Annotated in this window: 24 protein-coding genes and 1 tRNA gene; 13 read left to right on the top strand and 12 right to left on the bottom strand. The window is 64.2% G+C overall.

From position 1 onward, the window contains the following. Nucleotides 1-117: 117 nt before the first annotated feature. The 9 genes from H292_RS0104100 to H292_RS0104060 all read left to right on the top strand — a co-directional run bounded on the left by H292_RS0104100 (nucleotide 118) and on the right by H292_RS0104060 (nucleotide 10,439). On the top strand, nucleotides 118-1,635 hold the full coding sequence (locus H292_RS0104100) for a cellulase family glycosylhydrolase (RefSeq protein WP_020110527.1): 1,518 nt from the start codon (nucleotides 118-120) through the stop codon (nucleotides 1,633-1,635). A gap of 582 nt (nucleotides 1,636-2,217) precedes the next feature. Next, entirely contained in the window at nucleotides 2,218-3,360 is a 1,143-nt protein-coding gene (locus H292_RS0104095) for a glycosyltransferase (RefSeq protein WP_020110526.1), read from the top strand. Then, entirely contained in the window at nucleotides 3,357-4,352 is a 996-nt protein-coding gene (locus H292_RS0104090; RefSeq protein WP_019665629.1) for a GDP-mannose 4,6-dehydratase, read from the top strand. The genes H292_RS0104095 and H292_RS0104090 overlap by 4 nt, the downstream gene beginning before the upstream one ends. Further along, the gene (locus H292_RS0104085) at nucleotides 4,349-5,350 is read left to right on the top strand and encodes a GDP-mannose 4,6-dehydratase (RefSeq protein ID WP_020110525.1); all 1,002 of its coding nucleotides are present in this window, start codon (nucleotides 4,349-4,351) and stop codon (nucleotides 5,348-5,350) included. The genes H292_RS0104090 and H292_RS0104085 overlap by 4 nt, the downstream gene beginning before the upstream one ends. Continuing rightward, on the top strand, nucleotides 5,347-5,970 hold the full coding sequence (locus H292_RS0104080; protein WP_020110524.1) for an acyltransferase: 624 nt from the start codon (nucleotides 5,347-5,349) through the stop codon (nucleotides 5,968-5,970). Before H292_RS0104085 ends, H292_RS0104080 begins: the two co-directional genes overlap by 4 nt. Before the next feature lie 77 nt (nucleotides 5,971-6,047). Then, the gene (locus tag H292_RS0104075) at nucleotides 6,048-7,145 is read left to right on the top strand and encodes a glycosyltransferase (protein WP_020110523.1); all 1,098 of its coding nucleotides are present in this window, start codon (nucleotides 6,048-6,050) and stop codon (nucleotides 7,143-7,145) included. Further along, nucleotides 7,142-8,287, top strand: a complete 1,146-nt coding sequence (locus H292_RS0104070) for a hypothetical protein (protein ID WP_020110522.1) — start codon at nucleotides 7,142-7,144, stop codon at nucleotides 8,285-8,287. The genes H292_RS0104075 and H292_RS0104070 overlap by 4 nt, the downstream gene beginning before the upstream one ends. Continuing rightward, nucleotides 8,284-9,414 carry a glycosyltransferase gene (locus H292_RS0104065; RefSeq protein WP_020110521.1) on the top strand — a complete coding sequence of 377 codons (1,131 nt, stop codon included), beginning with the start codon at nucleotides 8,284-8,286 and terminating at the stop codon, nucleotides 9,412-9,414. Before H292_RS0104070 ends, H292_RS0104065 begins: the two co-directional genes overlap by 4 nt. After that, complete coding sequence (locus tag H292_RS0104060) at nucleotides 9,411-10,439, top strand: beta-galactosidase (protein ID WP_020110520.1); 1,029 nt, start codon at nucleotides 9,411-9,413, stop codon at nucleotides 10,437-10,439. The genes H292_RS0104065 and H292_RS0104060 overlap by 4 nt, the downstream gene beginning before the upstream one ends. Here the strand turns inward: H292_RS0104060 and H292_RS0104055 are convergent. From H292_RS0104055 to dcd, 10 genes are all read right to left on the bottom strand, one after another. Continuing rightward, on the bottom strand, nucleotides 10,399-11,151 hold the full coding sequence (locus H292_RS0104055) for a tryptophan-rich sensory protein (protein WP_020110519.1): 753 nt from the start codon (nucleotides 11,149-11,151) through the stop codon (nucleotides 10,399-10,401). The genes H292_RS0104060 and H292_RS0104055 overlap by 41 nt on opposite strands. A 73-nt stretch (nucleotides 11,152-11,224) precedes the next feature. Beyond that, complete coding sequence (locus H292_RS0104050; protein ID WP_020110518.1) at nucleotides 11,225-12,430, bottom strand: MFS transporter; 1,206 nt, start codon at nucleotides 12,428-12,430, stop codon at nucleotides 11,225-11,227. A gap of 104 nt (nucleotides 12,431-12,534) precedes the next feature. Then, complete coding sequence (locus tag H292_RS0104045) at nucleotides 12,535-13,146, bottom strand: TetR/AcrR family transcriptional regulator (protein ID WP_020110517.1); 612 nt, start codon at nucleotides 13,144-13,146, stop codon at nucleotides 12,535-12,537. Between the two features lie 104 nt (nucleotides 13,147-13,250). Further along, nucleotides 13,251-14,327, bottom strand: a complete 1,077-nt coding sequence (locus tag H292_RS0104040) for a fused (3R)-hydroxyacyl-ACP dehydratase subunits HadA/HadB (protein ID WP_020110516.1) — start codon at nucleotides 14,325-14,327, stop codon at nucleotides 13,251-13,253. A 105-nt stretch (nucleotides 14,328-14,432) separates the two neighbouring features. After that, on the bottom strand, nucleotides 14,433-15,485 hold the full coding sequence (locus H292_RS0104035; RefSeq protein ID WP_020110515.1) for an Hsp70 family protein: 1,053 nt from the start codon (nucleotides 15,483-15,485) through the stop codon (nucleotides 14,433-14,435). 147 nt (nucleotides 15,486-15,632) lie between these two features. Further along, nucleotides 15,633-15,875, bottom strand: a complete 243-nt coding sequence (locus H292_RS0104030; RefSeq protein ID WP_020110514.1) for an ANTAR domain-containing protein — start codon at nucleotides 15,873-15,875, stop codon at nucleotides 15,633-15,635. Nucleotides 15,876-16,182: 307 nt separating this feature from the next. After that, nucleotides 16,183-17,133: a hypothetical protein gene (locus H292_RS0104025; RefSeq protein ID WP_020110513.1), complete on the bottom strand. Its 951-nt coding sequence runs from the start codon at nucleotides 17,131-17,133 to the stop codon at nucleotides 16,183-16,185. A 111-nt stretch (nucleotides 17,134-17,244) separates the two neighbouring features. Further along, nucleotides 17,245-18,693, bottom strand: a complete 1,449-nt coding sequence (locus H292_RS0104020; protein ID WP_020110512.1) for a CYTH and CHAD domain-containing protein — start codon at nucleotides 18,691-18,693, stop codon at nucleotides 17,245-17,247. Nucleotides 18,694-18,766: 73 nt separating this feature from the next. Continuing rightward, nucleotides 18,767-20,245: an Hsp70 family protein gene (locus tag H292_RS28050; RefSeq protein WP_020110511.1), complete on the bottom strand. Its 1,479-nt coding sequence runs from the start codon at nucleotides 20,243-20,245 to the stop codon at nucleotides 18,767-18,769. 104 nt (nucleotides 20,246-20,349) lie between these two features. Then, nucleotides 20,350-20,928: a dCTP deaminase gene (gene dcd, locus H292_RS0104010; RefSeq protein WP_019665613.1), complete on the bottom strand. Its 579-nt coding sequence runs from the start codon at nucleotides 20,926-20,928 to the stop codon at nucleotides 20,350-20,352. A gap of 102 nt (nucleotides 20,929-21,030) precedes the next feature. Here dcd and H292_RS0104005 point away from each other — a divergent pair. The 3 genes from H292_RS0104005 to H292_RS0103995 all read left to right on the top strand — a co-directional run bounded on the left by H292_RS0104005 (nucleotide 21,031) and on the right by H292_RS0103995 (nucleotide 23,302). Further along, nucleotides 21,031-21,101 (top strand) — tRNA-Gly (locus tag H292_RS0104005). A gap of 225 nt (nucleotides 21,102-21,326) precedes the next feature. Beyond that, nucleotides 21,327-22,226: a glycoside hydrolase family 16 protein gene (locus tag H292_RS0104000; protein ID WP_080738117.1), complete on the top strand. Its 900-nt coding sequence runs from the start codon at nucleotides 21,327-21,329 to the stop codon at nucleotides 22,224-22,226. Between the two features lie 98 nt (nucleotides 22,227-22,324). Continuing rightward, nucleotides 22,325-23,302, top strand: a complete 978-nt coding sequence (locus H292_RS0103995) for an esterase/lipase family protein (protein ID WP_020110509.1) — start codon at nucleotides 22,325-22,327, stop codon at nucleotides 23,300-23,302. A 24-nt stretch (nucleotides 23,303-23,326) separates the two neighbouring features. Here the strand turns inward: H292_RS0103995 and aac(3) are convergent, their stop codons facing one another. Next, the gene (aac(3), locus tag H292_RS0103990; protein WP_020110508.1) at nucleotides 23,327-24,124 is read right to left on the bottom strand and encodes an aminoglycoside 3-N-acetyltransferase; all 798 of its coding nucleotides are present in this window, start codon (nucleotides 24,122-24,124) and stop codon (nucleotides 23,327-23,329) included. A gap of 11 nt (nucleotides 24,125-24,135) precedes the next feature. Further along, nucleotides 24,136-24,348, bottom strand: a complete 213-nt coding sequence (locus H292_RS0103985; RefSeq protein WP_019665609.1) for a DUF2945 domain-containing protein — start codon at nucleotides 24,346-24,348, stop codon at nucleotides 24,136-24,138. A 132-nt stretch (nucleotides 24,349-24,480) separates the two neighbouring features. Here H292_RS0103985 and H292_RS0103980 point away from each other — a divergent pair, with 132 nt between their 5' ends. After that, complete coding sequence (locus H292_RS0103980; protein ID WP_020110507.1) at nucleotides 24,481-26,046, top strand: GMC family oxidoreductase; 1,566 nt, start codon at nucleotides 24,481-24,483, stop codon at nucleotides 26,044-26,046. Nucleotides 26,047-26,253: the final 207 nt, after the last annotated feature.

The following is a 26,253-nucleotide window of genomic DNA, read 5'->3' as shown; positions in this document are numbered from 1 at the left end:
CGTCCCGTCAAGCATGATTGTTTTCGTTTGTACAAAACTCCCTGTCGGGTGTAATGATTTCCCACAATCGGCTCGCGACTCCCCTCCGACGAGCCCCTTGCGGAGAGATTCACCATCATGAAAAGGACTCGAATCGGCTCGCTGATTTCTGCCGCGACCGTCGTTCTGGTCACTGCCGCTCTGACGTGGAGTGGACCGTCGCTGATCGCGTCGTCCGATGGATCCGTCGGGCCTGGTCTCGCGCACGCGCAGACAACGCAGCCTCCACTCGGGGTCTCCGACAGCGGCGCGCTTCTCTGGTCGTCCGATGCCGAACTGAACACCACCCTGTCCATGCTCTCCGCAGCCGGAATCAGCTCGATTCGACTGTCCATCCCCTGGTTCAACGTCGAGTACACCCGAAATCAGCTGGACTGGTCCTCCGTCGATCGCGTCGTGAACGCCGTCCACGCACGCGGTATCTCGATCCTCGGAATCATCGCCTACACACCGCCGTGGGCAACCTCACCCGCTGGTCAGCCGCTCAACACCCGACCGGCGTCACCTGCGACGTTCGGGCAGTTCGCCGGTAAGGTCGCCGCGCGATACGCCGGAAAGATCAGTGCCTACGAGATCTGGAACGAGCCCAACGGGGCCATGTTCTACGGACCGTCACCCGACGCCGCCGGCTACACCCAACTCCTCAAAGCCGCCTACCCGGCGATCAAGGCGGCCGACGCGTCGGCGACAGTCATCGGCGGTGTGCTGGGAGCGGTCGAGGACGGGCCGGGGATGGTCAACCCCGTCGGATTCGTGAACCAGATGTACACGGCGGGCGCGGCCGGCTACTTCGACGCCTTCTCCTACCACCCGTACCAGTACTCGTTGAAGTTCGGCGACGGCGTGTACGTCGACCACTCACCTGCCCGTCAGGCCATGGACATCCACGCGGCCATGGTCGCGAACGGCGACGGCAACAAGAAGATCTGGGCCACCGAGTACGGCGTCCCGACGGCGTACGCGTCGGAGACCGCCCAGAGCGACATGATCACGAACTTCATCACGAAGTGGCGAGAGCTGCCCTACGCAGGGCCGATTCACCTGTACCAGCTCCGCGACCAGCAGACGGGCAGCAGTGACCCGGAAATGACGTTCGGCCTCCTGCGTACCGACTGGAGCGGCAAGCCGGCACTGTGGGCCGTGATGTCGCAGATCATGAGCGGCTTCCCGACGTCGGCCGAACACACCCGCTTCCAGAGCGTCCCCGCCTCGTCGGGCGGCGCCCTCTCACCGGTGTTCCTCGTCCGCGACACCTGGGCACAGATACGTCAGAACGCCGTCGTCTTCGAGATGCCCGGCGGATTCGTCACCTCCCCGAAAGCCGTCGCCGACGCCGTGCGCTACAGCGGATTCCTCCCCACCACCGGCTTCAACGGCACCTACCAGGACTTCGACAGCCCCTTCGGGCTCCGCGTCTTCTCGACGCAGCTCGGTGGAACAAGGCTCATCGGCGGCGGCATCGTCGCCGCCTGGGATCCCACGCTCGGCCCGGCCACCTCCGACGAAACACCACTCCCCGGCGGCGGCGTTCGCGTGAACTTCCAGTACGGCAACATCACCTGGATTCCCGGCTCGGGAACAACAGTCACCCGCTGATTTCCATCGCTCGAAGAAAACATTCTCAGTGAATGTTTCTCCGTCTGAATACTCGACCGAAAGACCGATACTCGCTACGCTTTTCATCGGGCTGCCCACCCTTTCTTCATCGGACATGAAATTCCATCGATGCCGGTCGGTTTCCATTCACATCGCCCGTGTAAAGCACTGTGAACCGGCCCGCTCGGAGCAAATATTTCGCCGATGTTAAAACTGGACGAATGACGAGTATCCATACATGCCTCGTGCCGAATTCGCACTGTGAACCACCTCACTTAGCGCTACCAATTACGGCACTTGACGGATACTTATAGAGCGAACGAATGACACGGAATTTCTTCCGTCGACTACAGTTCCATCCCAGTCGGGGGATGCACGAAGGATCGCCGCACCAATGTTGGTGTGGCGTTTCTGGATTAACCAGCACTGCAAAGTTCAAGCACCGCTGACTGATTCACGTTCTTCTGGGGGCTCGACCACTGTTCAGTGCACGGTTCGACACGACGGGTTGAAGATGCAATTAGCAACAATCGCTCCACGGCATTGCTCCGCCCATTTCGCGGATACCGAGAAGGAGCGCGAATGACCGAGGCAGAGCCCACGATTCGCGTCGCGATCGCCCATGACTACCTGACGCAGCGAGGCGGTGCCGAGAAAGTCGTGCTGGCCATGGCCCGCGCGTTTCCGGACAGCCCCATCTACACCACACTGTTCGAGCCGTCGACGACGTTCCCTGAGTTCGCCGACCTGGATGTGCGACCGTCGCGGCTCAACAACATCGGATTCCTGCGCAAGAACCACCGCGCTGCCCTTCCGCTCCTCCCGTTCGCATCGGAGTCCATCACCATCGACGCCGACGTCGTGCTCACCAGCACCAGCGGGTGGGCACACGGCTTCAGGACGCCGGGTCGCAAACTCGTCTACTGCTATTCACCTGCACGTTGGCTCTACGAGGCCGAGATGTACCTGGGCGAGTCCAGCAGCCTCGCGAAGCGAATCATGTTGAAAGTTCTCACATCTCCGCTGCGACGCTGGGACAGACGGGCAGCGAAGTCGGCAGACCGATATCTCGCCATCTCCACCGTCGTGCAGAAGCGGATCACCGACGCATACGGGTTCTCGTCCACCGTCCTTCCTGCGCCGTTCACCGTCGACAGTGCACCCGAGGAACCGATCGCCGACGCGCAAGCCTGGCTCGGCGAGGATTCTTTCTACCTGTGCATCTCGCGTCTGCTTCCGTACAAGAACGTGGACAAGGTGATCGCTGCCTTCGCCGACGGATCTCGTAAGCTCGTCGTCGTCGGACGAGGGCCGGAGGCCGAACGACTACGAAAGATCAAGTCCGACAACGTTTTCATGCTCAGCGACCTGTCCGCGGGCCAGATGACCTGGCTCTACCGTCGCTGTAACGCCGTCGTCGCCGCGAGCTATGAAGATTACGGACTCACTCCCATCGAAGCCGGCTATCACGGCAAACCGTCGGTCGTTCTTCGCTGGGGCGGATTCCTCGACACCGTCGAGGAAGGTGTCACCGGAGTCTATTTCGACCAGCCCGATCCCGAATCGATTCGAGCCGCAGTACACGCACTCGAGGCAACAACCTGGTTGCCACCCAAGATTCAGGCTCACGTGGAGCAGTTCAGCGAGGAACGCTTCGCGGCAGAACTGATTTCGGCAGTCACCGACATACACGAACACACAATCGAGAGGACTTTGTCGCGATGACGAAGCGGGCATTGATCACAGGAATCACCGGACAAGACGGCCTCTACCTTGCCGAACTGCTACTGAGCAAGGGATACAAAGTTTTCGGACTGCTTCGTGGACAGAACAATCCGAAGGCAGCAATGCTGGACCGAGTCCTCCCCCAGGTAGAGGTCCTCACCGGTGACCTGCTCGACCTCTCCAGCCTGATGCGTGCCTTCGCAGTCGCCGACCCGGACGAGGTCTACAACCTCGGCGCAGTCTCCTTCGTCGCATACTCGTGGGAGAACGCACGCCTGACCACCGATGTCACCGGCGGCGGCGTGCTGAACATGCTCGAGTCCACCCGCCTCTACCAGGATGTCGCAGGCAAGCAGGTCCGCTTCTACCAGGCCTCGAGCTCGGAGATGTTCGGCAAGGTCCAGGAGGTCCCGCAGCGCGAGGAGACCCTGCTGTGGCCCCGGTCGCCGTACGGCGTCGCCAAGGTCTACGGCCACTACATGACCATCAACTACCGCGAGTCCTACGGTATGCACGCCAGCTCCGGCATCCTGTTCAACCACGAATCCCCCCGTCGCGGAATCGAATTCGTCACCCGCAAGGTCACCCAGTCCGTCGCCAGGATCGCCCTGGGCTTGCAGAGCGAGATCGCACTCGGCAACCTCGACGCCAAGCGAGACTGGGGATTCGCCGGTGACTACGTCGAAGCGATGTACGCGATGCTCCAGCAGGACGAAGCCGACGACTACGTCATCTCCACCGGCGAAACCCACTCGATTCGCGAACTGCTCGATCACGCGTTCGCGGCCGTCGACATCAAGGACTGGTCGCAGTACGTCCGCATCGACCCGCGGTTCTTCCGCCCCGCCGAGGTCGACCTACTCGTCGGCGATTCCACCAAGGCGCACGCACAGCTCGGTTGGAAGCCCAAGGTCACGTTCGAAGAGCTCGTGAAGATGATGGTGCAGAACGACCTGGCGGAGCAGTCGCCTCACGCCATCAAGATCGCGTGACCGAGGGGCAGGAGAGAAGCCTGCAGGAACGACCTCGGACAGGGACACCGACGGCTCTGGTCACTGGGGTCGCGGGACAGGACGGCAGTTACCTGTCGGAGGCTCTCGTCGAGATGGGCTGGGCCGTACACGGTGTGGCCAAGCCGGGGTCGACGGAGGTCGTCGACGATGTCACGATGCACGCGACCGACCTCGGTGAGCCGGGAGCGGCCTCGACGCTCGTACGTGCGGTGGACCCGGACTACGTCTTCCACCTGGCGGGCATCTCCTCGGTATGGAGGTCGTGGAACGATCCTGTGCTCACCACCCGGGTCAACGGTGTCTCGGCGGCGTCGCTCCTGGATGCCTGCTTCTCGCATCAGGAGGCGTCGGGCAAGCGTGTGATGGTGATCAACGCGTCCAGCGCGGAGATCTTCGCGGGCTCGGGTATCGCGATGCAGAACGAGGAAACACCGATCGCTCCCACCTCGCCGTACGGCGCATCGAAAGCTCTGAGTCACAACATGGTCCAGGTCTATCGAGCGCGCGGGCTGGAAGCGACCAACGCAATTCTGTACAACCACGAGTCGCCGCGTCGGCCGGAAACGTTCGTCACCCGCAAGATCACCAAAGCAGCCGCAGCGATCGCTCGAGGAACGCAGAGTGTCATCGAACTCGGCAGCACGTCCGCACAGCGCGACTGGGGTTGGGCGCCGGATTACGTGGCAGCCCTGGTCAAGATGGCGGAATACGGCAAGGGCGACGACTTCGTCGTGGCGACGGGTCTAGCTCACTCCGTCGGGGACTTCGTCGCCGCCGCGCTGTCGACCGTCGGAATCACGGACTGGCAGAGCTACGTACGCGGAGATCCCGACATGCTGAGACCGGCCGATTCGGCGAGAATGGTCGGCGACGCGTCCAAGGCGCGCGAGATTCTGGGGTGGGGGCCGACCATGAACTTCGAGCAGATCGTCGAAGCCATGGTCCAATTCGACATGAGCGAGGAGTTGGCAGCATGACAGCGGTAGAGAAGCCCGAGGTCCACGGTGAGGTGCAGGGTGAGGTTCACCATGTCTCGGACTACAAGATGCAGGACATCTCGCTGACGCGCAAGATCCGAAATCGGATCGGCACGTTGGGTTTCAACATGATCGTGACCTACATTCCGTCGCACTTCGTTCGCCAGAACTTCCTTCGGGCCTTCGGCGCGACGATCGGCAAGGACACCTCGATCTTCCGTGGAACGACCATCCTCGACATCGAGAACCTCGTCATCGGTGAGGCGTGCTCCATCGGCTTCCGGTGCATGTTCGACGCTCGCGGCGGAATCACCATCGGCGACAACGTCGTCATCGCCAGCGACACCCACATCATCGGCGGCTACCACGATCACAACGATCCCACGTTCAAGCCGATTCTCGAACCGTGTGTGATCGGCGATTACGTGTGGATCGCCAGCCGCAGCACGGTGCTCAGCGGTGTGACCATCGGCCGAGGCGCTGTCGTCGGTGGCTGCTCGATGGTACGCAAGGACGTCGGGGAGCTCGAGGTCGTCGCTGGGGTTCCCGCGCAGGTCCGCGGCGCCCGCGATCCCGATGCTCTGCAGTACCGCCCGAAGTATCGTCCACTCTTCTACTGACCCCTCCCTTGTGAGTGGAAATGTAGGCCAGGAACCACATTTCCACTCGCGAGGCTCCGAAGGAGCACCCACCGTTGATGCTGAGCGACTACCGCCTCGTCTACGTCGCCCCCCGGTCCGGGGTGGGCGGTGTGGGCGACTACGCCGACGACTTCGTCGACGCCGTGCGTCCTCACTTCCGGGATGTCGTGGAGCATCGCCACGAAGGTCCAGGACACGACTCGGTACGCGACATCCTCCGTCACCGCAGAGCAATCGACGAACTCGTCGACGACCCGGAACGCACCATCGTGCACTGCGAACTGAGCGGGGGATCCGTGGTGCCCTTCTGGGCGACGTGGAAGCTCGACGGTGATCCGGTCGCGACGGCGACGGTGCACGATCCTCCCGGTTTGGTCTGGTGGCCTGCGCGCACCAAGTTCCTCGCCGGACAGAAGGTGCTCAACCACGGGTTGCACTACCCGCTGCGTGCGTTGTGGCGAAGGCTCGAGACAGCGGTGGCGGGCGAGCGCACGTTCTTCGCTCTCACCGCGGCAGGCGCGGACTCGCTGGCACGCGAATACCCCAGGGCCACCGCCGCAGCGAGCACGCTGTTCGTCCCCGAACGCGCCGACCTCACCCCCGCCGAGGAGCGTCCCCTCGCCGTGGGATTGTTCGGTCTCGTCTACCGCGGCAAGGGCTTCGATCAGATCCAACAGCTGCGCGATCGACTTCCTCGCGAGATCGCCATCCGCGTCGCCGGTCGCGGCACCGAGCAGCTTTCCCCCGTCGACGGTGTCGAGATCGTCGGCGAGGTGAACGGCCCCGACGAGGATGCCTTCTTCGCCTCCATCCGCGCGCTCGTGGTTCCGTACGGCCGACGGACCATCTACGGCGACGCCTTCCCCGCCTCGTCCGTCGTGACCAGGGCAATCGCCTACCAGACACCGATCGTGTGCATGAAGTACGGAGCACTGGCCGAATCCGACGGCGGCGCAGTGGTCGTCGACGGTGACATCACCGACGTCGCCGACGCCGCCGCGCGACTCGTCGCCGACGAGATGGCCCTCGCCGCACTGCGACGCGAAGTCGAGGCACTGCGCCGGGCCAACACACCGGAGTTCGTCGTCCAGGACTTCCTGGCGGAGTGGAACAAGGCCGTCGGCGCCGCCGCGACCAGGTCGGGTGCGCAGTGAACAGCAATCTGGTCAAAGCAGGCGTCGCGGCACTGTGGACGTACGGCGGGCGTGGGATCGGTCTGTTGTGGACGGTAGCGCTGATCGCCCAGCTCGGAATCGCGGACTACGGCCACTACGCAATGGCCTTCGCGCTCGCCGCGATCGTCGCCGCACCCCTCGATCACCCGTTCGGTGTCCGCTCCATCCGCGTAGCCGAGGACGACTATCTGGGTGAGCGCACCACTCGCTCCTTGATCGGCGTCGGACTCGTCGTTGTCGGTCTGTGCCTGATCGAGGTCGACTACATCGCCTGGTTCGCGCTCGTCGTCGCCGGCGGCGAGATGACGTTCAACGCGTACAAGAGCCGGGCGCTGCGGGACGGGCATCCGAACATCACCCAGCGGATGGACACCGCGCGTCAAGCTGCGAGTATCGCACTCGCGACCGCGTACCTGTTCCTCGTCGCCGAGCCGACCCTGTTCGTCGCCAGCCTGCTCTACGTCAGCCCGTACCTTCTCATCTCCGTTCTTGCACTCGCACAGTCCAGAACCTCTCGGCCACGAGTTCCCGGGTCGCGCCGTGAGATGTCGCTGCTGTTCTCGGAGAACCTGGCCAACGCCGTCTACATCCAAGGCGATGTCCTGCTGCTCGGGTACCTCACCGACAGCACCATCGCCGGGTACTACTCGGTCGCGTCGGTGACGGCGTGGGCCGTGGCCTTCGTCGGCCAGTCGTTCGGCCACACCTTCCACGAAAGACTGCGTGAAGCAGGTGGACTCGTCTCCGCGGGACCGGCGCTGAAGCATACGGTCCTGCTTGCCTCCGCGGCCGGTTCCTTGCTCCTCGTCGCAGGTGTCGTGCTGTTCTTCACCCCCGCTCCGCCCGAAGTCGCCGGCGCCCTGGCCGTCATGAGCGTCTTCGTCGTCATGCGCGTCGTGAACTACGTGTTCACGACGGTGCTCTATCTGCAACACCGCGATCGGACCCGCGTCCTCGCCGCCGCCACGCTGGCACCGTTGAAGATGGTGCTGATCCTGTGCCTGTTCCCGCTCGGCGCCGTCGGCGCGGCGGTCGCGTCGGTGATCACCGACGCAGTGCTGCTTCTGTGGTTCACCCGAGCGCTCTACCGCGTACCCGTCGAAGAGGAGGTGCTGTCGTGAGACGAGCGACATTCCTGCTGTCCAAGGACCCTGTCACCGAACACGGTGGCGACATCGCGTTGTCGCGTTTGATGATGCAGCTCGCTCGTGAAGCGTTCGAGGTCAGGTCTCTGTGCCTGTCCCAGGAGTCCGAACCGTCGCCGGACCCCGACGTCACGCGGGTAGCCAAGCCGGCCGTCGATGCGCGACTTCTGCTGAAATCGCTGCGCCCCAATCGAAGTGTGGTGCACGGACGCTACGACGTCGACGCATTCGTCGACGCCATCGACGCGTCCGAGTCCGATGTCTATGTGGCAGAACACAGTTACATGGCCGAACCGTTCATTCGGTCGGCGAAGTTCGGATCGCCGTTCGTCATCAACACCGTCAACACCGAGTCGCAGGTGTGGAAGGTGACGCGCGGGCTCACCGGACGGATCGAAGCGCCACGCATCCTGCGCGACGAGATCAGGGTGGCCAGGAAAGCCGACGCCGTCGGCACCTACGACGCCGAGGAAGCCGAGATGTACCGCGCCAACGGAGTCGGTGACGCTCGCTGGATCGATCTGACCCTCGAGCCCGCACCGAGGCTCGATCTGAGCGACACCGCAAAGCGACTGGTGTTCATGGGAACCCGCGGCTGGCCGCCCAACCAGGAGGCCTTCAAGCTCGCCCTGCAGTACTGGCCGCAGATCTCCGACGGTATCGAGGGCGCCGAACTGTGCATCATCGGCGCCAAAGCCGACGGCGCCACCGATCCTGACTATCCCGACGGTGTCCGCGATCTGGGCTTCGTCGACGACCTCCAGGAATTTTTGGGCACCTGCCGCGCACTCATCGCGCCGGTCGCCACCGGCGGTGGCGTGCGCGTGAAAATCCTCGACGCCGCCAGCAAGGGACTGCCCGTCGTCGGAACATCGGCCGCCGTCGGATCTCTCGGCTCGATCTTCGAACTGCCCACGTTCGACGACCCGGAACAGTTCGTCGCAGAATGCAGGCGGTACCTGCTGGACCGCAACACGGCCGTCAAAGCCGGAGAGCGACTGTACGACCTCAACGCCGAACGGTGGGAACAACGCGCACCGCACACCTCGGTCGCATCACTGGTGGGCGCGTCCCTCCCCGGCACCTTAGGATCATCGTCATGACGCTCAGAACCCGCCTGATCACCGTCGCCGCCGCCGTGGCGCTCGCACTGGGCGTGACGGCACCGGCCGCGCAGGCCGCCCCGCCGTCGGGACTCGGTTTCTCCAGCGGTGCACCGTTCCTGCTCCTCGACGACGCGACTCTGAGCAACGAGCTCGTGGCCGGACGGGAAGTCGGGGCATCCTGGGTGCGCGTCGTGGTCAACTGGGCTCAGATCGAGACGGCGCCAGGCGTGTTCGACTGGGGCAACACCGATCGTGTCGTCGATGCCGCACGCGCGCAGGGTTACTCGGTGCTCGCGGTTCTGGCCGGAACTCCCGCATGGGCACAGGGACCCATTCCCAGCCTGCTTCCCGGAGCAGTTCCGGTCGACCCCAACACCTACGGCGCCTTCGCGGGCGCTGCGGCGGCGCATCTGGGCAACCGGGTCGACTCCTACGAGGTCTGGAACGAACCCAACATCCCGTCGTTCTTCGCACCCGTCGACGCGGCACGCTACGTCGGGCTGTTGCGTGCCGCCTACCCCGCCATTCACAACGCGGACCCCGGCGCGACGGTGCTGAGTGCGGGCCTCGCGACGACGATCGACACCGGTACGTGGACCGTCGCGCCCGTGACATTCCTGCAGCAGATGTACGCTGCCGGAGCCGGCGGGTTCATGGATGCCGTTGCGCTGCACCCCTACACGTTCCCCTTCACCGTGGAGAACGACCCCAACGGACAGTGGGCACAGGTCGATCAGGCGTACGGAACGATGGCAGCCAACGGTGACGGTGGCAAGAAGATCTGGATCACCGAACTGGGTGCCCCCACCGGCAACGGCCCGATGGCCGTCACCGAGGAAGCCCAAGCCGCGATCATCGGCAGCAGCCTGGCGCAGGCGTCACGGCTGCCCTACGTCGGACCGGTGTTCGTACATGCGTTGCGCGACGCCGGAGCCGACGCCTTCGACTCCGAGCAGAACTACGGACTGCTGCGAGCCGACTTCAGCCGGAAACCGTCGTTCGCCGTCGTGCAGGGGTCCTGACGACCGCGGTGTACACCCCGACCACCAACGCAGCGGCGACAGCCGTCCACCCCACCGTCGCGTTGTCCAGGTCGCCCGCCAGCCTGCCCTGCGCGATCCACATCAGGCCCCACGCGATGCCGAGCGCCGGGGCAATCGCGCCCCGGGAGTAGGTCGCCAGCCCGACGCCCACCACGGCGGCAACGACGAGAACGACCACGGCCCACACCGTCGCCCAGCCCTCGATGCCGAAGTCGACGAGGAAAGCAGTCACATTCGCGATCGTCGCGACGCACACCCACCCGAGATACAAGCCCATCGTGCCGTCGGTGACGACTGCGTCGAGCCTGCTCTCCGGCCTGATCGCCTGCGTCGAGACGAACACACGAACGAGCACCACGAGCAGTAGCACGATGATCGGCACACTCAGCCACAGCTGATCGAGCTGGATCGACAGAATCCACACCGCGTTCAGAATCATCGACAGGGCGATCGGCCCGCGAAGGGTCTCCTGCCTCGGTCCCGCGAAGAATTGCCAGATCGCATACGCCACGAACCCCACATAAATGACCGACCAGATCGAAAACGCTGGTCCCGACGGCGCCACCAGCGTCGACGTCGCACTGAGCGCACCGCCCGCAGCCTCCGCGATGGGCGTGCCCACCCACGCCCCCGAACCGATGAACGAGCCCACCACGGCCACGATCGCACTGACGAGTATCCCGACTTTCATGGGCCGGAGAATGCCCCGTTCAGGACGTCGACAAACGGGTGGGTCGTGGTTCTCTCGACCCTCGAACGAGCAATCACCCGGAAATCTCGTTTCTCGCACGCCGCGTCATGGGCAGGAGCACCAGGACTCCTGCGGCGGCGAAGGCCAGCGTCAGGTAGTAGACGGAGTGCACCGAACCGGAGGCATCGATGATCACGCCACCCAGTGATGCGCCGAGAAAGATGCCGAAGCAGATGATCGATGTATGCACGGTGTTGACCACGAACGACATCCCGCCGACGCGCATCACCCGCACTGCGAAGGCAGGGTTGAGGCTCACCCCGGCGAGTCCCAGGGCGGCTACGCCGACCAACACCACGATCTTGTTGCTGTCCGCCAGCAGAAACAACAGTCCCGACGTGAAGATCATCACTGCGCCGACGATCGAGACGACCAGTGGGAAATTGTCGGACAACCGGCTCACCACGGTGATTCCGACGACGCAGGCGACACCGTACGCAGCGAGAATGACAGGCACCAAGCTCTGATCGAAGCCCGCACGGTCGGTCAGAATCGGTGAGAAGTAGCTGAAGATCGCGAACACCGCGCCGATGAGCAGCCCGCTGGTCGCGTAGGCCAGCCACAATCCCCCGTTCCTCAACTCGGACAACTGCGCCCGGATCTTCGGTGGCGCACCCGCATCCACGGTAGGCACGAACTTCACACTCGCAACGAGGGCAACGCCGGCGAGCACCGCCACGAAGGCGAACGCGAGCCGCCACCCGAAGGCGTTGCCGAGGAAACTCGCGAGAGGAAGACCGAACACGGTTCCGATCGTGTTGCCGCCCATGACGATGCCTATCGCACGGCCACGGATCTTCTCCGGAACGGACTGGGCGGCAATCGACAATGTGACGCCGTAGGCCGTACCCGCCGCCGCACCGGTGATGATTCGGCCGACGACGATGACGGCGTAATTCGGTGCTGCAGCTGCGATCAACTCGCCGACGATGAACGCGATCGAGATTGCGACGAGCGCCTTCTTCGGTGGGATCCGAGCCAGCAGAATCGATGCGGGCGGCGCAACGATCACCATCGACAACGCGTAGATGGCAATGAGGTACCCGACGCTCGGGATGCTCGCCGGAAGGTCGCGAGCAAGATCGTTCATCAACCCGGACACCATGAATTCGCTCGTCGTGAACGCGAGAATGGTGAACGCCAGAACGTAGACCGGGAAAGGGACACTGGTCACCTGACCGGATTCTTCGGTCTCGTCGATCGATTCGGCGTAGCTCACGTATGTCCTTCGTTCCGCGTGACGGGCATCGGACTGGTCTGATTCTGTACAGATCAGTTCACAATTTGGCCGTTCGGCGACGACGTAGACTGCAAGTCAGATTTCTACGGCGTCAATACCATCAGAGCGCCATCTGCAATGGCGCGCATGGACTTTCGACCCGATCCCACTCGGGCGGCAACACGAATTCCAACAACGGCCCCGTTGATCACCTCTGCCTGGGCGGCCGGGGCCATGGTACAGGCGATGTCGCCGACGGCCTGGCCGGCGCGAAGGTAGTCACTCATCACGGACAGGCGGCGACGCAAGTTGGTCGACATCTGCTGATGCGGCACTGCGAGTTCCGGATCGTCCGCAGCTTCCAACGCGGTGTTGACGGAGAAACAGCCAGAAGGACCACCGCGACGACGTCGGGCGATCTCGTCGTCGATCAGATCCTCGAACAAGATCGACACACGCTCGAGAACGGACAACGACTCTCGATGAAGAACGGCGTCCACGGACTCGTCCGCCTTGCTCAGATACGAGGCCATGCACTCCTCGTACAGACCGACCTTGCTGGTGAAAGCGTGATACAAGCTGCTGCGGCCCAGGCCGGTTGCACGGCACAGCGTTTCCGTACTGGTGCCGTTGTACCCATGAGTCCAGAACTCACCCAGCGCAGCCTCGACGACTGCACCTCGGTCGAACTTGGCGTTCCTACCCACGACGGACACGCTAGCAATAGTGTATCGATCTGTCCATAGAAAGCGACTCCCCCTATGTGAGTGGAAATGTAGGGCCATCGGGTCGCTCCAGGGCCTACATTTCCACTCACGTGTCAGGCGAGCCGGACCGTCGCCGTAGCGCGGTGGCCGAAGATTCGCTTGCCCTCGAAGGTGGCGTTGAGTGCCACGACCGCGGTACGAGCCTCCGGGTCGAGGGACTTGATCTTTCCACCGAACTGAATCTCGGCGGCGCGGTGACTGTCCACGGGAATCGGCGCGGTGAAACGAACGGTGTAGTCCTTCACCGCACCCGGGTCACCGATCCACTCGGTGAGGTAGCCACCGCCGAGGCCCATGGTGAGCATGCCGTGGGCCAGCACGTTCTCGAGGTCGATGAGCTTGGCGAAACCCTCGCTCCAGTGAATCGGGTTGGCATCGCCCGCAACTCCGGCATAGTTGACCAGATCGCCCCGAGTGAGACGAAACGACTTGCCGGGCAACTCGTCTCCGACAGAGACGTCGTCGAACTTCACCGACGCCGACGACGGCACGTCGACGACGGTCAGCGGCGGGTGCTCCACCTGATCCTCGTCCTCGTCGTGATCAGCTGCACCCGCGCGCGCCGCGAGAGTCGTCGCGCCCTGCATGACGAGATTCTCCGCAGCCTCGACGATCCCCTTGTCCACGTCACCGTCGCGCCCGATGAGCAGCGTCGTGTACGTGGTCTGCACCAGCTCACCCCGCTGATTGGAGACGATGTTCTTGGTGACCATCATGTCCTTGCCCATTACCTCCTTGTAGGAGTCGAGCGAGACGTCGCAGTACAGGTGATCGCCGGCAACGATCGGCTGATGGAACTGGAGGACCTGATCGGTCTGAAGCATCTGACTCAAGTCGAACCCGACGGCGATCTTCTGCAGCAGACGCTTCTGGGCCAGCGTGCCGACCAGCGACATGAACGTCAACGGCGCGACGACACTCGAATAACCGAGAGCCTCGGCCGCGTCACCCTCCCAGTGGACCGGGTTGAAGTCCTGGACTGCACGTGAGTATTCGCGAACCTTCTCGCGTCCGACGTCGTAGTAGTCGGCAGTGCGGTAATGCCGCCCTACCATCGCTCGCACATGTTCGGCAGGGTCGAAGGTCTCGGCAGGGTCGAAGGTCTCGGCGACTGTCGCATTCTCACTCATTCGACGCAACATACCTGCAACCGCGCCGCCAGACCACGCGCGGCGCGCAGCTTGTGGCACGTCATAGGCCCATCGCACCTACCGCCGTTCACCACACGAACATCCTCACGCCGACCGATGCCTCGGCATCACCGGATACGCCGTGGAACCGAATGCCTCCTGTGCCGTGATGGTCGTGAACTCCTGTGCCGTGATGGTCGTGAACTCCTGTGCCGTGATGGTCGTGAACTCCTGTGCCCTGATGGTCGTGAACTCCTGTGCCCTGATGGTCGTGACCGCCGCCAGCGGACGCCTGGTGCGCTGCCGAACCTCGTCGGCAGCGAGAAGAGCGGCACCGTGAGCGGTCAACGATTCCGGCGCCGACGGCACGAACACCGGTAGACGTAGATCCCGTCTGAAGACCCGACGGAGCAACGGTAGGTGCGCACACCCTCCGACCATGACGAGTGCGTTCACCGCCCGCGGGGACTCGACGATCACACTGGCGGTCCAGTCCTCGATGGAATACACGGCCCGCTCGACTATCTCGTCGAAAGAGCTGCGCCACAGCCGGATCGGGCCTGCGACGAACGGACCTGGCACCTCCGCCACGCGGAGGCTGGACAGCTGCTCACGCGCGTACGCAATGGCCACCATCAGACTGTCGATCCCGGAACTGGTGATCAGTTCGTCCGCACCGTACGTGGCGAGCAGGTAATCCCGCACGGCCTCGTCGCACACGGTTCCACCGAACGCACTGGTTCGCTCGGCGCAGTACACGCGGCCACTCGCCGGATCGACGACGGACACCGTCGTGCCGGATGCACCGACGTCGCACACCGCGACGGTGCGCAGCCCGTCCAGCTGACCGGAGCCGCGAAGATAGCGCAGCTGCGCGCCGAGTTCCGACACGATGTTGTACCTGTCCGACCGGTGCACCGAGTACGCGGAATTGCGGGTGCGCGACGCCGGGTCGTCCGGAACAGCGAGAACGGCGTCCTCGCGATCGACCTGCTGCACCGTCGCCATGGACTCGAGCAGCTCCAGCGCTGCGGCGACGTGGCCCTTCGCCTCGAACGACCGAACGACGTTGGCAGACCGCACCGAGTCGTCGGCCGAGTCCAGCGCCGTCGCGCGAGCCGTGGCAGAGCCCACCGACACTCCGAGCACCGTTCTCATGGTTCCCTCGACTTCTGCCCCGTCACGTCCGACTCCTGCACAGATGGTAGCCAGGAAATCCTTCGTTGGGTAGGCCCAGGGAGCCTTTTTCAATCTTTCAGTTTGTTTTCACTGTGATGTAGTGACCGCACACAGTGCCACAGGGGCTCACGCGACCCGTCGACGCTGCGCCAGCAGATCGCCCCACTCCTGCGTGGCGGCACCGACAGGCGCTGCGTCCGTAGCTGTCTCACGCGCAGCCGCAACGAGCGAACGAGCGGATTGCAACAAGCTGACATCGAACGTGAAACTGTGCGTCACCAATTCTTCGAATGCCTGTTCCGGGGAATATCCCCGCAAGGCAATGAGAACTCCGACAGCCCAATCGATACTGGTCCGAGAATCGTCCATCGAGCCAACCTACAATCCGTGAGATGTGAATATGCGTCGGTAACAACAACTTCGAGAATGCGCCAGACAACGATGCACGAGTTACGGACAGCGCATACAACACACACGCGGCCGCGAGCCGGCTTGTAGCCGAAGCGAACGGCCGCTGGAAATCATGGACCGATGGTAGCCCGGAATTCCCGCCGACTGCCACCGATGTTCGATGACAATTCACTACTCCGCGGATAATTCACACGCGGTTCACACGACCGAATCGTCATGTACTCATGAGGCTTCGGGAGCAGTACCGAACGCAGGCATGCCGGATCTAGGGGACGTCGTTCTCCATGATCGGCGCGTCGGTAGTGCTGCTGATTGACGGCGAAGACGTGGTCTCAGTTGTAGTCGGCGTCGTAACGGGTGTCTCGGGGATTGTCGAGGTCGTCGTCACCCCACCGTTGCTCGGTTTGGTCGAACCCGGCCGCGTCGGGCCTGGTTCGGTCGGGACCGGACGGACCGGCGGTGCTGCTGCGCCCGGGTCGGCGGACTCGGGTTGCCCGGCTTCCGGCTGCGGCGCAGCTTCTCCGACGGGTGCGAGGGGCACGACGACGACAGCGCCGGGATCGACCGGAAGCGCGTCGGCGCCTGGCACGCCGTCGATCGGCGGCTCCGGAGCAGCGGTCGTCGACGCACCGACCGGGATGGATGCAGGGCGCGTCGGCGACGCATCCGAGGCCGGGACATCCGACGGATAGACCATCTCCGACGGGACCGAACCGCCGGCCTGCGACGGATCTGCCGTCATCGCCCATGCTGTGACGCCGCCCAGGGCGGCGAGAACGCAGGCGCCGACGGCGGCAATCGGCCAGACCCCGCGGTGCGGCTCTCGCGCTGAACTGGGTGCTGCGATTGCCGGCGCGAGCGAGCCCACGAGAAGGGCGGCAGCGATGTCCGGGGTGTAGGCGTCGGACAGGCGATCGTCGAAGATGTCGACGACGGGAGTCGGCTCGGATTCGGTGGCAGCCAGGGCGTCGGCGACGATTTCCCGTTGAAGAGCGTTCTCGCACACCACCGCTGCACCAGCGACGTTCAGGTCGTGTTGCATGGCCTGGACGCGCATGAAGCCGAGCGCGGTCGACACGGCTCCGCCTATTCCGCCGGGAGTTGCGGCGACGGTGACCGTGCGGGTCGCGACAGGGCCGAGCTCCGGGAGGGTGGTGTCCACCAGCGACGCCGTGACCTCGTACGTGCTGACGTGCACGCCAAGCGCGATGTGCATGCCGCTCGTACCCCCCGTGTAGTGCCGTGAACCGAGTACCCGACGCCAATCCGGGCGATCGGTTGGTTTGATCGGCAATCAGACTACCCGGGTACCGGACAATCGTCGCATTCAGATTCCGGACTCGGTTATCTCCGCTCGGGACGCGGCAGCGGCGGCGAGTTCCTGCGCGTACAGCAACCCGAACGTGAACCCGTTCTCTCCTGGCGTGACACCCGCTTTGCGGCCCAACTCGAGCAGGGTCGCCGCGGCCACGACGGCATCCTGGTGCTCTCCGAGGATCTCCTGGACGTTCTTGTACCGGGCGATCCTGGCTTTCGACTCCTTCTTCCCGACGATCGGCTCGACCAACTCTGCGGCGTAGCGTGCCCGTTTGCCTGCCTTCCGGGCTCGGTGCAGTGCCTCGTCGTCGCCGGCGACTGTCGCCGCCGCCACCCGCTTGGATGCTTTCTTGCCTGCCTTGCGTGCGAGAACGTCGAGATCGTCGTCGTCGAGCTTGTGCGCGCTTTTCGCCAGCGGTAAGCCGCGTGTCCACTGCGCCAGTTCGGTCAGTAGGGCGAGATACCGCTCGCCGTCCAGTTCGGCGGTCACCACGGCACGGAAACGAAGCTGCTCGGCGAGCAGATCGTTCTCGATTCGCGCGGCGACGGGACCGAGCACCAGGTGATCCGGTAGCTCGCCCAGGGATTCTGCGAAGCGAGCACGCTGCACCTGACGGTCGCGAACCTCACCGAGAAGTCCGGCATACCAGGATAATTCCGTTTCCAGGAACAGTGCCCTGTCGTCGTCGAACAGTTCGGCGAACACGCGAAGCGTGCTGCGGTAACGGCGAATCGCGACTCTTGTCGAATGAATCGGATCCATACCGCGACGCAGGTACACGTCGCCCGCGAAGATCGCCTGGGCCTGCTGATTCAGGTAGTCCGCGACGACGCCGACGGTTCCCGTGTGGACCGGCTCGGCCGACGAGCGAACCGCACGATGGAATTTCGACGGATGCGCGCCGACGCGTGCCCCTGCCGCCTTCAGCTTCTTGCCCACCTGCTTCAGATCCGACTCCGCCCCCTCGGGACCGAGCTCGACCTCCACCTCCCGCCAACCGTGCCCGTCGGCGCCGGACAGATCGACCGTGACGGTGTCGTCGGCGAGTTCGGCAACCACGCGACCTTTCCGATCGGACAGAACGTGAAGCCTGCGCAGCGACGTCAACGTAGCCACAGGGGACAACGGCTTGCCGAGCGTGGCACCGATCAGAAGCTCCGCGAGTTCACCCGGGACTGTCGCGTCCTCACCGCTACCGAGCGGCAACCTGATCTCGGTCCGCGCCTTGTCGGCCGGAACCTTTGCGTGCCATCCGGTGTCGGCGTCACCGCGCCGGCGACGCACCGTGATTCCGCGCTGCAGCAGGTCGAGATCCGCGGTGTCGAAGTACGTGCTGACGAGCGAGACCTCCGACTCCGTCGCGGAACCGCCCGCAGGAATCAGCTTGTCCGCATCGGGAAGGACGAAGTCCGGGTCGACGTCGAACTTGTCCTCACGTTCGGTGTGTATCGAAGCCATGGAACGAGTCTGCCGTACACAGGTGAACAAACGGAGGCAAACATCGCCGGGCAGGGTCTCTACCGGCGGAGTTCTACCGGCGCGATGACGTTCGTGGAGGAGCCGACGACCGCACGGGCGATTGGGTCGGTGGCCGCGTCGTCGCGGTCGGACGAGTGGTCTGCGGTGGGTCGTTCCGCGGTTGGTCGTCCCGCTGCCGAGTCGTCGCCGTGGGGGTCGGGGTGGGTGCGCTGCTAGTGGTGGTCTCCCGGCGTCGAGTCGTGGTGACCTTCTCGTCGTCGGTCGACTCCACTTCGTCGGTCGACTCCACTTCGTCGGTCGACTCCACTTCGTCGGTCGTGTCCGCGTCACCGGTAGACGCCTCCGGGGTGGTGGTCACGGCCGCGGAGGTCGTGTCCGGAACCACGGACGCATCCGGTGGGCCAGGCGGCAGGCTGGGAGCCACGGTGGTGGCAACGGAGGAAGAGGACGTGATCACCGGCGTGTAGTCCAGGGCCGGGGGCTCGACTCCGCGATCGCTCGACGCCGCCGCCGCAATCGACACGACCACACCGCCTGCGATCAACGCAACGGCTCCGCCTCCCAGGTACCGCGAAGCGCGTAGGCGCGTCAGACGCCGCGACGACGTGTCGCTGTGACGGGGACGTGCCCTACTCCCGGTGACGACGGACGCGGGGCCGTCCCCTCCCGCGGTCCCCCCGGCGTCGTCGGTCGCATGCTGGGCGACGACGAGTCGCCGAGCCATCCCCATCGCACCTCGCGCAGCCAGAGCTTCCGGCTCGCGCGGGACGAAGACGGGCACCGACAAACCGTCGATCAAGCTCTGTCGCACTATCTGCATGTTCGCGCCTCCGCCGACCGCGAACAGGGCGTCGACATGGGGCGCATCGGTGATCATCGACGACGCCAGAGCGACCGCGTCGTACACGCTGTCCCGAACCAGATCCTCCATGACGGATCGATGAAGGGTGGCGACGCCGGCCGGGCTCATCACCTCCACGGCCGTGACGGACGACAGTCTCTCCTTGGCCTCGCACACGGTCTCGACGAACACGTCGCGAGATTCCGGGTCCAGGACCTGCAACCCGAGAAGATGCTGGGACAACCTGGCGTCGCACCCGTCTCCGGACAACACGGTGCTGCGCCGTGAACCGAGGACGCGGCCGGAGTCGCATTCCACGATCGACACGGTGACCCCGCCCGCACCGACGTCGAACAACGCGACAGTCTGATCTGCCGTGAGATCCCCGGACTCCTGCAGCGCGCCGATCTGCGCACCGATGTCCGATACGAGCGCAAGGCCGTCGGCATGCTCCACCCCGTAGACCTCGCTGGGGTTCTTGTCACGAAGAGCCAGGACGGGGACCGTGCCCGTGGCGCCGTTCTCGCGCGCAAACTTGTGGACGGCCCAGGTCACCGAGCCCCACGGATCCTGCGAACCCTCGGGTACGGCAATGATGGTCTCGGTGCTGAGCTGGGGATCTGCGCGCACGTCGCTGCATGCTGCGCGTATTCCGCTCACACCGAGCGATGCGCCGAGTACGGCTGTCATCGAAAACCTCGCTCCGGTAAGCCCCAACCCACTTCGGCAAGGGTCGAGACTACCGGAAAAACCGTATGTTCGTATTGAAAATACGCTGTAAACAGACCTGAAGTTCAGTCGACCGGCGATTGAACGAAGTTCAGGTACGCTTTCGACGGTGTCGGGCCCCGTTGACCCTGATACTTCGATCCGACCGCCGCGCTACCGTACGGATTCTCCGACGGGCTCGACAACCGGAACAGGCACAGTTGCCCGATCTTCATCCCCGGCCACAACGTGATCGGGAGATTCGCCACGTTGGAGAGTTCCAACGTGATGTGCCCGCTGAACCCGGGATCGATGAACCCCGCGGTCGAATGCGTCAGCAAACCCAACCTGCCCAGCGAGCTCTTTCCCTCGAGCCGACCCGCCAGGTAATCCGGCAGCGTCGTCAGTTCGAGCGTCGACCCGAGGACGAACTCGCCTGGATGCAGTACGAACGGCTCGCCGTCCGCAGGCTCGACGAGCGTCGTCAACTCGTCCTGCTGCTTCGACGGATCGATGTGCGTGTAGCGAGTGTTGTTGAACACCCGAAACAGCTTGTCCAACCGAACGTCGACGCTCGACGGCTGCACCATCGCAGAATCGAAAGGCTCGATACCGAGGTTGCCGGTGGACACTTCAGCGCGGATGTCGCGATCGGAAAGCAGCACAGTGCAGGCTATCGCTCCGGCAGCACACCGTTCCCGCTGACCACCCACACGACACCCGACTGCTAGAGTTGCTCGGCGCGGACAGCCTCGACCGTCCGCCGCGCCGGTGTAGTTCATTGGTAGAACGCGACCTTCCCAAGGTTGAGAGGCGGGTTCGATTCCCGTCACCGGCTCTCTTTCTCCTTTCGGCGGTAACAAACCAAAACACGGTCCTCGAGTGTCGAATTCGAGAACTCGACCGTTAATTCGGCGGAATCGACCCTCGCATCGAGAACAAATATTCACATTTCGCTTTCCAGTGCAGTAAGCAGGCTGCATTGTGTTAGACATCCCTCGTGCTTTTGTTACCCCTCGACAATTGATACGAAGGACCCGAAATGAAGTGGTTCGCTCTCGTAATGGCCCCGATCCTGATTGCGGCGCCTTATACATATCCGTTTCCCACCTACCCGCGACCGACGGTGTTTCCCAAACCTCCGACCACCACGGCGCCACCGCCCACGACGACAGCCCCTCCTCCCGTCACCACGGCCACTCCACCGCCGAGCGGCGGGCAGACGACCGTGCTCTGGGAGGACCAGTTCAACGGGTCGGGCGCCGTCGATCCTGGAAAGTGGGGTTTCCAAACCGGCAGGTGGGGCGCAACTTCGGGGGAGCAGCAGTACTACACCAACTCGACCAACAACGCGTCGGTCGCGGGTGGCTCGCTGAACATCACGGCCAGGAGGGAAACGACTCCGGACCGCAAGCCCGCGCCGAACAACTTCACCAGCGCTCGTGTCGTGAGCTTCGGAAAACAATCCGTAACCCCGCCAGTGCGACTGGAAGCATCCATAAAGATGCCTCGTGCGGCCGGATTGCTACCCGCTTTCTGGTTACTCGGCCTCGAACCGGGCAATGAATACAATTGGCCGCGTCAGGGTGAAATCGACGTCGTGGAAATTCCTGGCACAAATGGTCCCTCTTTCAATCTGCACGGTCCGGCGCGTAACAACTCCAGCACCGACGTCAAGACCGGCAGCGGAATGAGCCCGATTTCCGACGGCTTTCACACCTATCGGGTCGACTGGTTCCCTGACCGAATCACCTGGTTCGTGGACGGTGTCCAGAAGTTCACCGTGACGAAGAGCGACTACGAAGCCAAAGGGGGCAACTGGAAGCCGTTCTCCGGCGCATGGCCTCACTACGTCCTGTTCAACGTGGCAGTCGGCAACGACTGGGTCGGCAAAGCCCCTGCATCGACTCCGTTTCCGCAAACCATGAGCATCGACTGGGTCAAGGCAAGTCGTATCAATTGATTCGACTGTGATACGTCAGTAAAACAAACTCGTTTCATTGGTACATCACACAGCGCATCGGCATAGGGTCGAGAGGAACCCACAAATCGAGGTGCTGTGTGAGCTACCGATTCTCGACGACGTCGACCGCCACCGTTCTGCTCCTGTTCGCCGCGTTCGGCGGCATCGCTCATGCTGCGCCGCCGAACGCTCCGGACGTACCGGGGCCCGCCCAGAGCACTCATGCCGATGCGATCGCGTACGCGGCGAACCACCCCGATTCGGTGCCTCCCGGCATGAACCCGACGGACTGCGTCCCGTCGGCAGAGCATCCGAATCCGGTCATCCTGGTCCACGGCACCGACGCGTCGGTCTACGCGGACTGGGCCGCACTGTCGCCCGCGCTGGCATCGGCCGGCTACTGCGTCTACGGACTGAACTACGGCGCCTCGCCGGACGGAACCAGCTTCGGCTACACCGACATTCGCGGTAGTGCCGCGCAGCTGAAGGACTTCGCCGACGGTGTTCTGTCCGCAACCGGCGCCGAGCAGGTCGATCTGGTCGGATACTCGCAGGGCGCGGCCGTCACCCGATACTTCACCAACCGCCTCGGCGGAGCGGACGTCGTCGACAAGTGGATCGGCATCGCGTCCCCCGCCTACGGTGGAACCGCCTACGGAGTGTCACCGGCTATCCAGGCCGTGCCGAGCGCCACGCGACTGGTGTCCAGCGAGTTCGGCCCCGCCCTGGTCCAACTGATCGAGGGCTCGACATTCCTCCAGGACCTCAACGCAGGCGGTGACACCGTCCCCGGCGTCGAATACACCAGTATCGCCACCGACGTCGACGAGGTCATCCAGCCGTACACCAATGCGCTGCTTCGTGATCCGGACGCCCGCAACATCGTGGTGCAGGACGTGTGCCCTCAGAACAACGTCGCGCACTTCACGTTCACCTACGACCCGACGACCATCGCTCTCGTTCTCGGCGCCCTCGACCCCGGCGCTGGAATCGTCCCACCGTGCACACCGGTTCCGATCGGTGCCGGCGTTCTGGACGTGGTGATCGCCAGCAACGCGCCGCCGCCCGCCGGATGATCGGCGGCGACGCAGATCGCGCACTCACCGCGCCGCGTGACGTTCCAACCAGTCGATCCCGAACGCCGTGATGGGTCCGGCGTCGACGACCACGCTCTCCGCGAGCCCCACCAGCCCACGAGCTCCGGCTCCGGTCGCGAGAAACTCCCGGACCACCGTCGCGAAGTAATCGTCGTCCAGGCCGGCCACCACGGGATCGGACGTGTCGAACTCCTCGGACCAACGCCAGACGGTCTCGCCGTCCGGACCTCGAAACGGGTACTCACGCCTCACCCGGCGCTTGGCCGGAACATCTGCCAACGCCTCCGCGTGATGCAGCAACGTCATCGTGTCCAGCGGCGCACCGACCATCAACACTCTGCCGCCGGCCCGGACCAGACGGGCGAACGGCGAATCCGGGCCGTAACCGTCGTCCAACGGGTGATCACGCGTGAACTCGTCGGCCCTCGCACCCAGCGCAGCGACCGAGGCGCCCGGGTTTGCGCTCCGGAGGACTCCCGGCCTGGTACCGATCGTCGACGCGAGTATCCCGTGGTCTCGCGCCGCCCGCGCGGTCGAAGGATCGAACGGCGGAACATGGGGCCGAATGTCGGCCGCAACGGTGCCGTCGGGACCCCAGATGTCGAGGCCCAACTCCCAGTCCTGATACGAGAGAACGGTTCCCGACGGCCCGACGACGTCCAGAATCGCATCGACCAGTGCGTCGGGGCCACCGAGGATCGTCCCGACGCTTCCGCACGCGGCATGCACCATCACGGCGTCGCCGCCTCGAATACCCAGGGCGCGGACGTCCGCGCCGAGGCTCGCTCGCGTAGCGATCATGGACGACGACCCTAGGGTGTGTCGACCTCACTGTCGAGCTTGAGCACCCGCTGCCCGTCGGACTGTTCGATCAGGTAGGCGGGCGTCTTCTCGGTCCCGTTCCTGGTGATCTCGCTACCCGAGATCTTTCTGGTCACCTTGTCGGTGTGGACCTCGACGATCTTGCCCTCGGCAGTGCCCTGTCCCCAGTTCCACTGCACGGTCGTGCCTTTTCGGTGCGTCATGCCGCCGGACTACCCCATCCGGGGGAATTCGATGCATCACCCACCCGGCCGCCCTCTACCCGACCGAAAAACGGTCGCAGCGGGCGTCACGACTGCTACCTTTCCCTCGAGCGCTGCGAAGAGGGGAAACGAATGTCACTGGTTGCAGATTACGTCGTGGTCGGCGCAGGTTCCTCGGGCGCGGTGCTCGCGAACCGGCTCAGCGCAGACCCGCGGAACACTGTCGTCCTGCTCGAAGCAGGGCCGGAGGACAAGAACAAGTTCGCGCACATCCCCGCAGCCTTCTCCAAGCTGTTCCGCAGCGAGGTCGATTGGGACTACGACTCCGAACCGCAACCGGAGCTCAAGGGCCGCAGTATCTTCTGGCCACGAGGCAAGATGCTCGGTGGATCCTCGTCGATGAACGCCATGATGTGGGTTCGCGGTTTCGCGGCCGACTACGACGAGTGGGCATCGCTGTCGGACTCGTCGTGGTCCTTCGAGAAAATCGTCCCGTACTTCCGCAAGATCGAGTCCATCGAAGGAACGACGGCACTCGACGCCGGCACGACCGGGCCGTTGATCGTCTCGCACCAGCGAAGCCCGCGCGCACTCACCGCCAAGTTCCTCGAGGCCGTCGAACAGGCAGGTTATCCGGTGGAACCGCCGAACCTGCCCGAGCCCAAGGGTTTCTCGCAGACCATGGTCAACCAGAAGCGCGGAGCCCGCTGGAGCACAGCGGACGCCTACCTGGCGCCCATTCGCAAACGGAAGAATCTGACCGTCCTGACCGAGGCGCAGGCCACCAGGATCGTGTTCGACGGTTCGGCCGCGGTCGGCGTCGAGTACGTGTCCGGTGGCCACACCCAGACGGTGCGAGCGGCCCGCGAGGTGGTGCTCGCCGGTGGCGCGATCAACAGCCCGCACCTGCTGATGCTCTCCGGAATCGGCGACCGTACGGTTCTGCAGAACCTCGGCATCACCGTCCAGCATCACGCGCCCGAGGTGGGCCGTAACCTCACCGACCACCTCGCAGCGCTCATCGGCTGGAGCGTCGACAGCGATTCCTTGTTCTTCGCCGAGAAGGTCCCCGAACTTCTGAACTACCTGATTCGCAGGCGCGGAATGCTGACGTCGAACGTCGCCGAGGCCTACGGTTTCATCAAGAGCAGAGACGACCTCGCTCTGCCCGACGTCGAACTGATCTATGCCCCCGCCCCGTTCTTCGACGAGGGGCTGATCGCACCCGACGCCCACGCCGCCGTCATCGGCTCCGTCCTGCTCCGGCCGCGCAGCCGTGGGGAGATCACGCTGCGCACTGCCGATCCGTTAGCGAAGCCGATCATCGATCCGCGATACCTCAGCGACGGTGACGGCGCCGACCGCGCAGCCATGCTGGAGGGACTGCGCGTGTGCAACGAGATCGCGTCCCAGCCTGCGCTGACAGGTCTGCTCGGCGACATAGTCCGCCCTCGCGACGCCGGCGATCTTCTGTCCGAGGCGCTCGAGCAGAATGCGCACACCCTCTACCACCCCACCAGCACCTGCCGGATGGGCAACGACACCTCCAGCGTCGTCACGCCCGACCTCAGAGTGCGCGGCGTCGCCAACCTCCGGGTGGCGGACGCGTCGATCATGCCGACCATCATCCGTGGCCACACACACGCACCCAGCGTCGTGATCGGCGAAAAAGCGTCGGACATGATCCTGCGGGGCTGACCTGCTCGCTCGAGCGTGCCGTAAAGAAACCGGACCGTTGGATAGGGCCCATTTCGGAGGCCCTGCATAACGGATCGGTAACGCCACGGTGTCGAACAGGACACGGCACCACTACGAGTGGTCGAATCGGACATTCTGGGCACACGAGACGTCTCGGACGTGAGAGTCTTTGTGTACCAAAGCCATATGAACGGTTCGGCAGCGGCG

Source organism: Rhodococcus sp. 114MFTsu3.1 (assembly GCF_000383555.1).
Taxonomy (GTDB): domain Bacteria; phylum Actinomycetota; class Actinomycetes; order Mycobacteriales; family Mycobacteriaceae; genus Rhodococcoides; species Rhodococcoides fascians_E.
The sequence above is the reverse complement of the archived record's forward strand: the minus strand, read 5'-3'. Positions and strand labels throughout refer to the sequence as shown.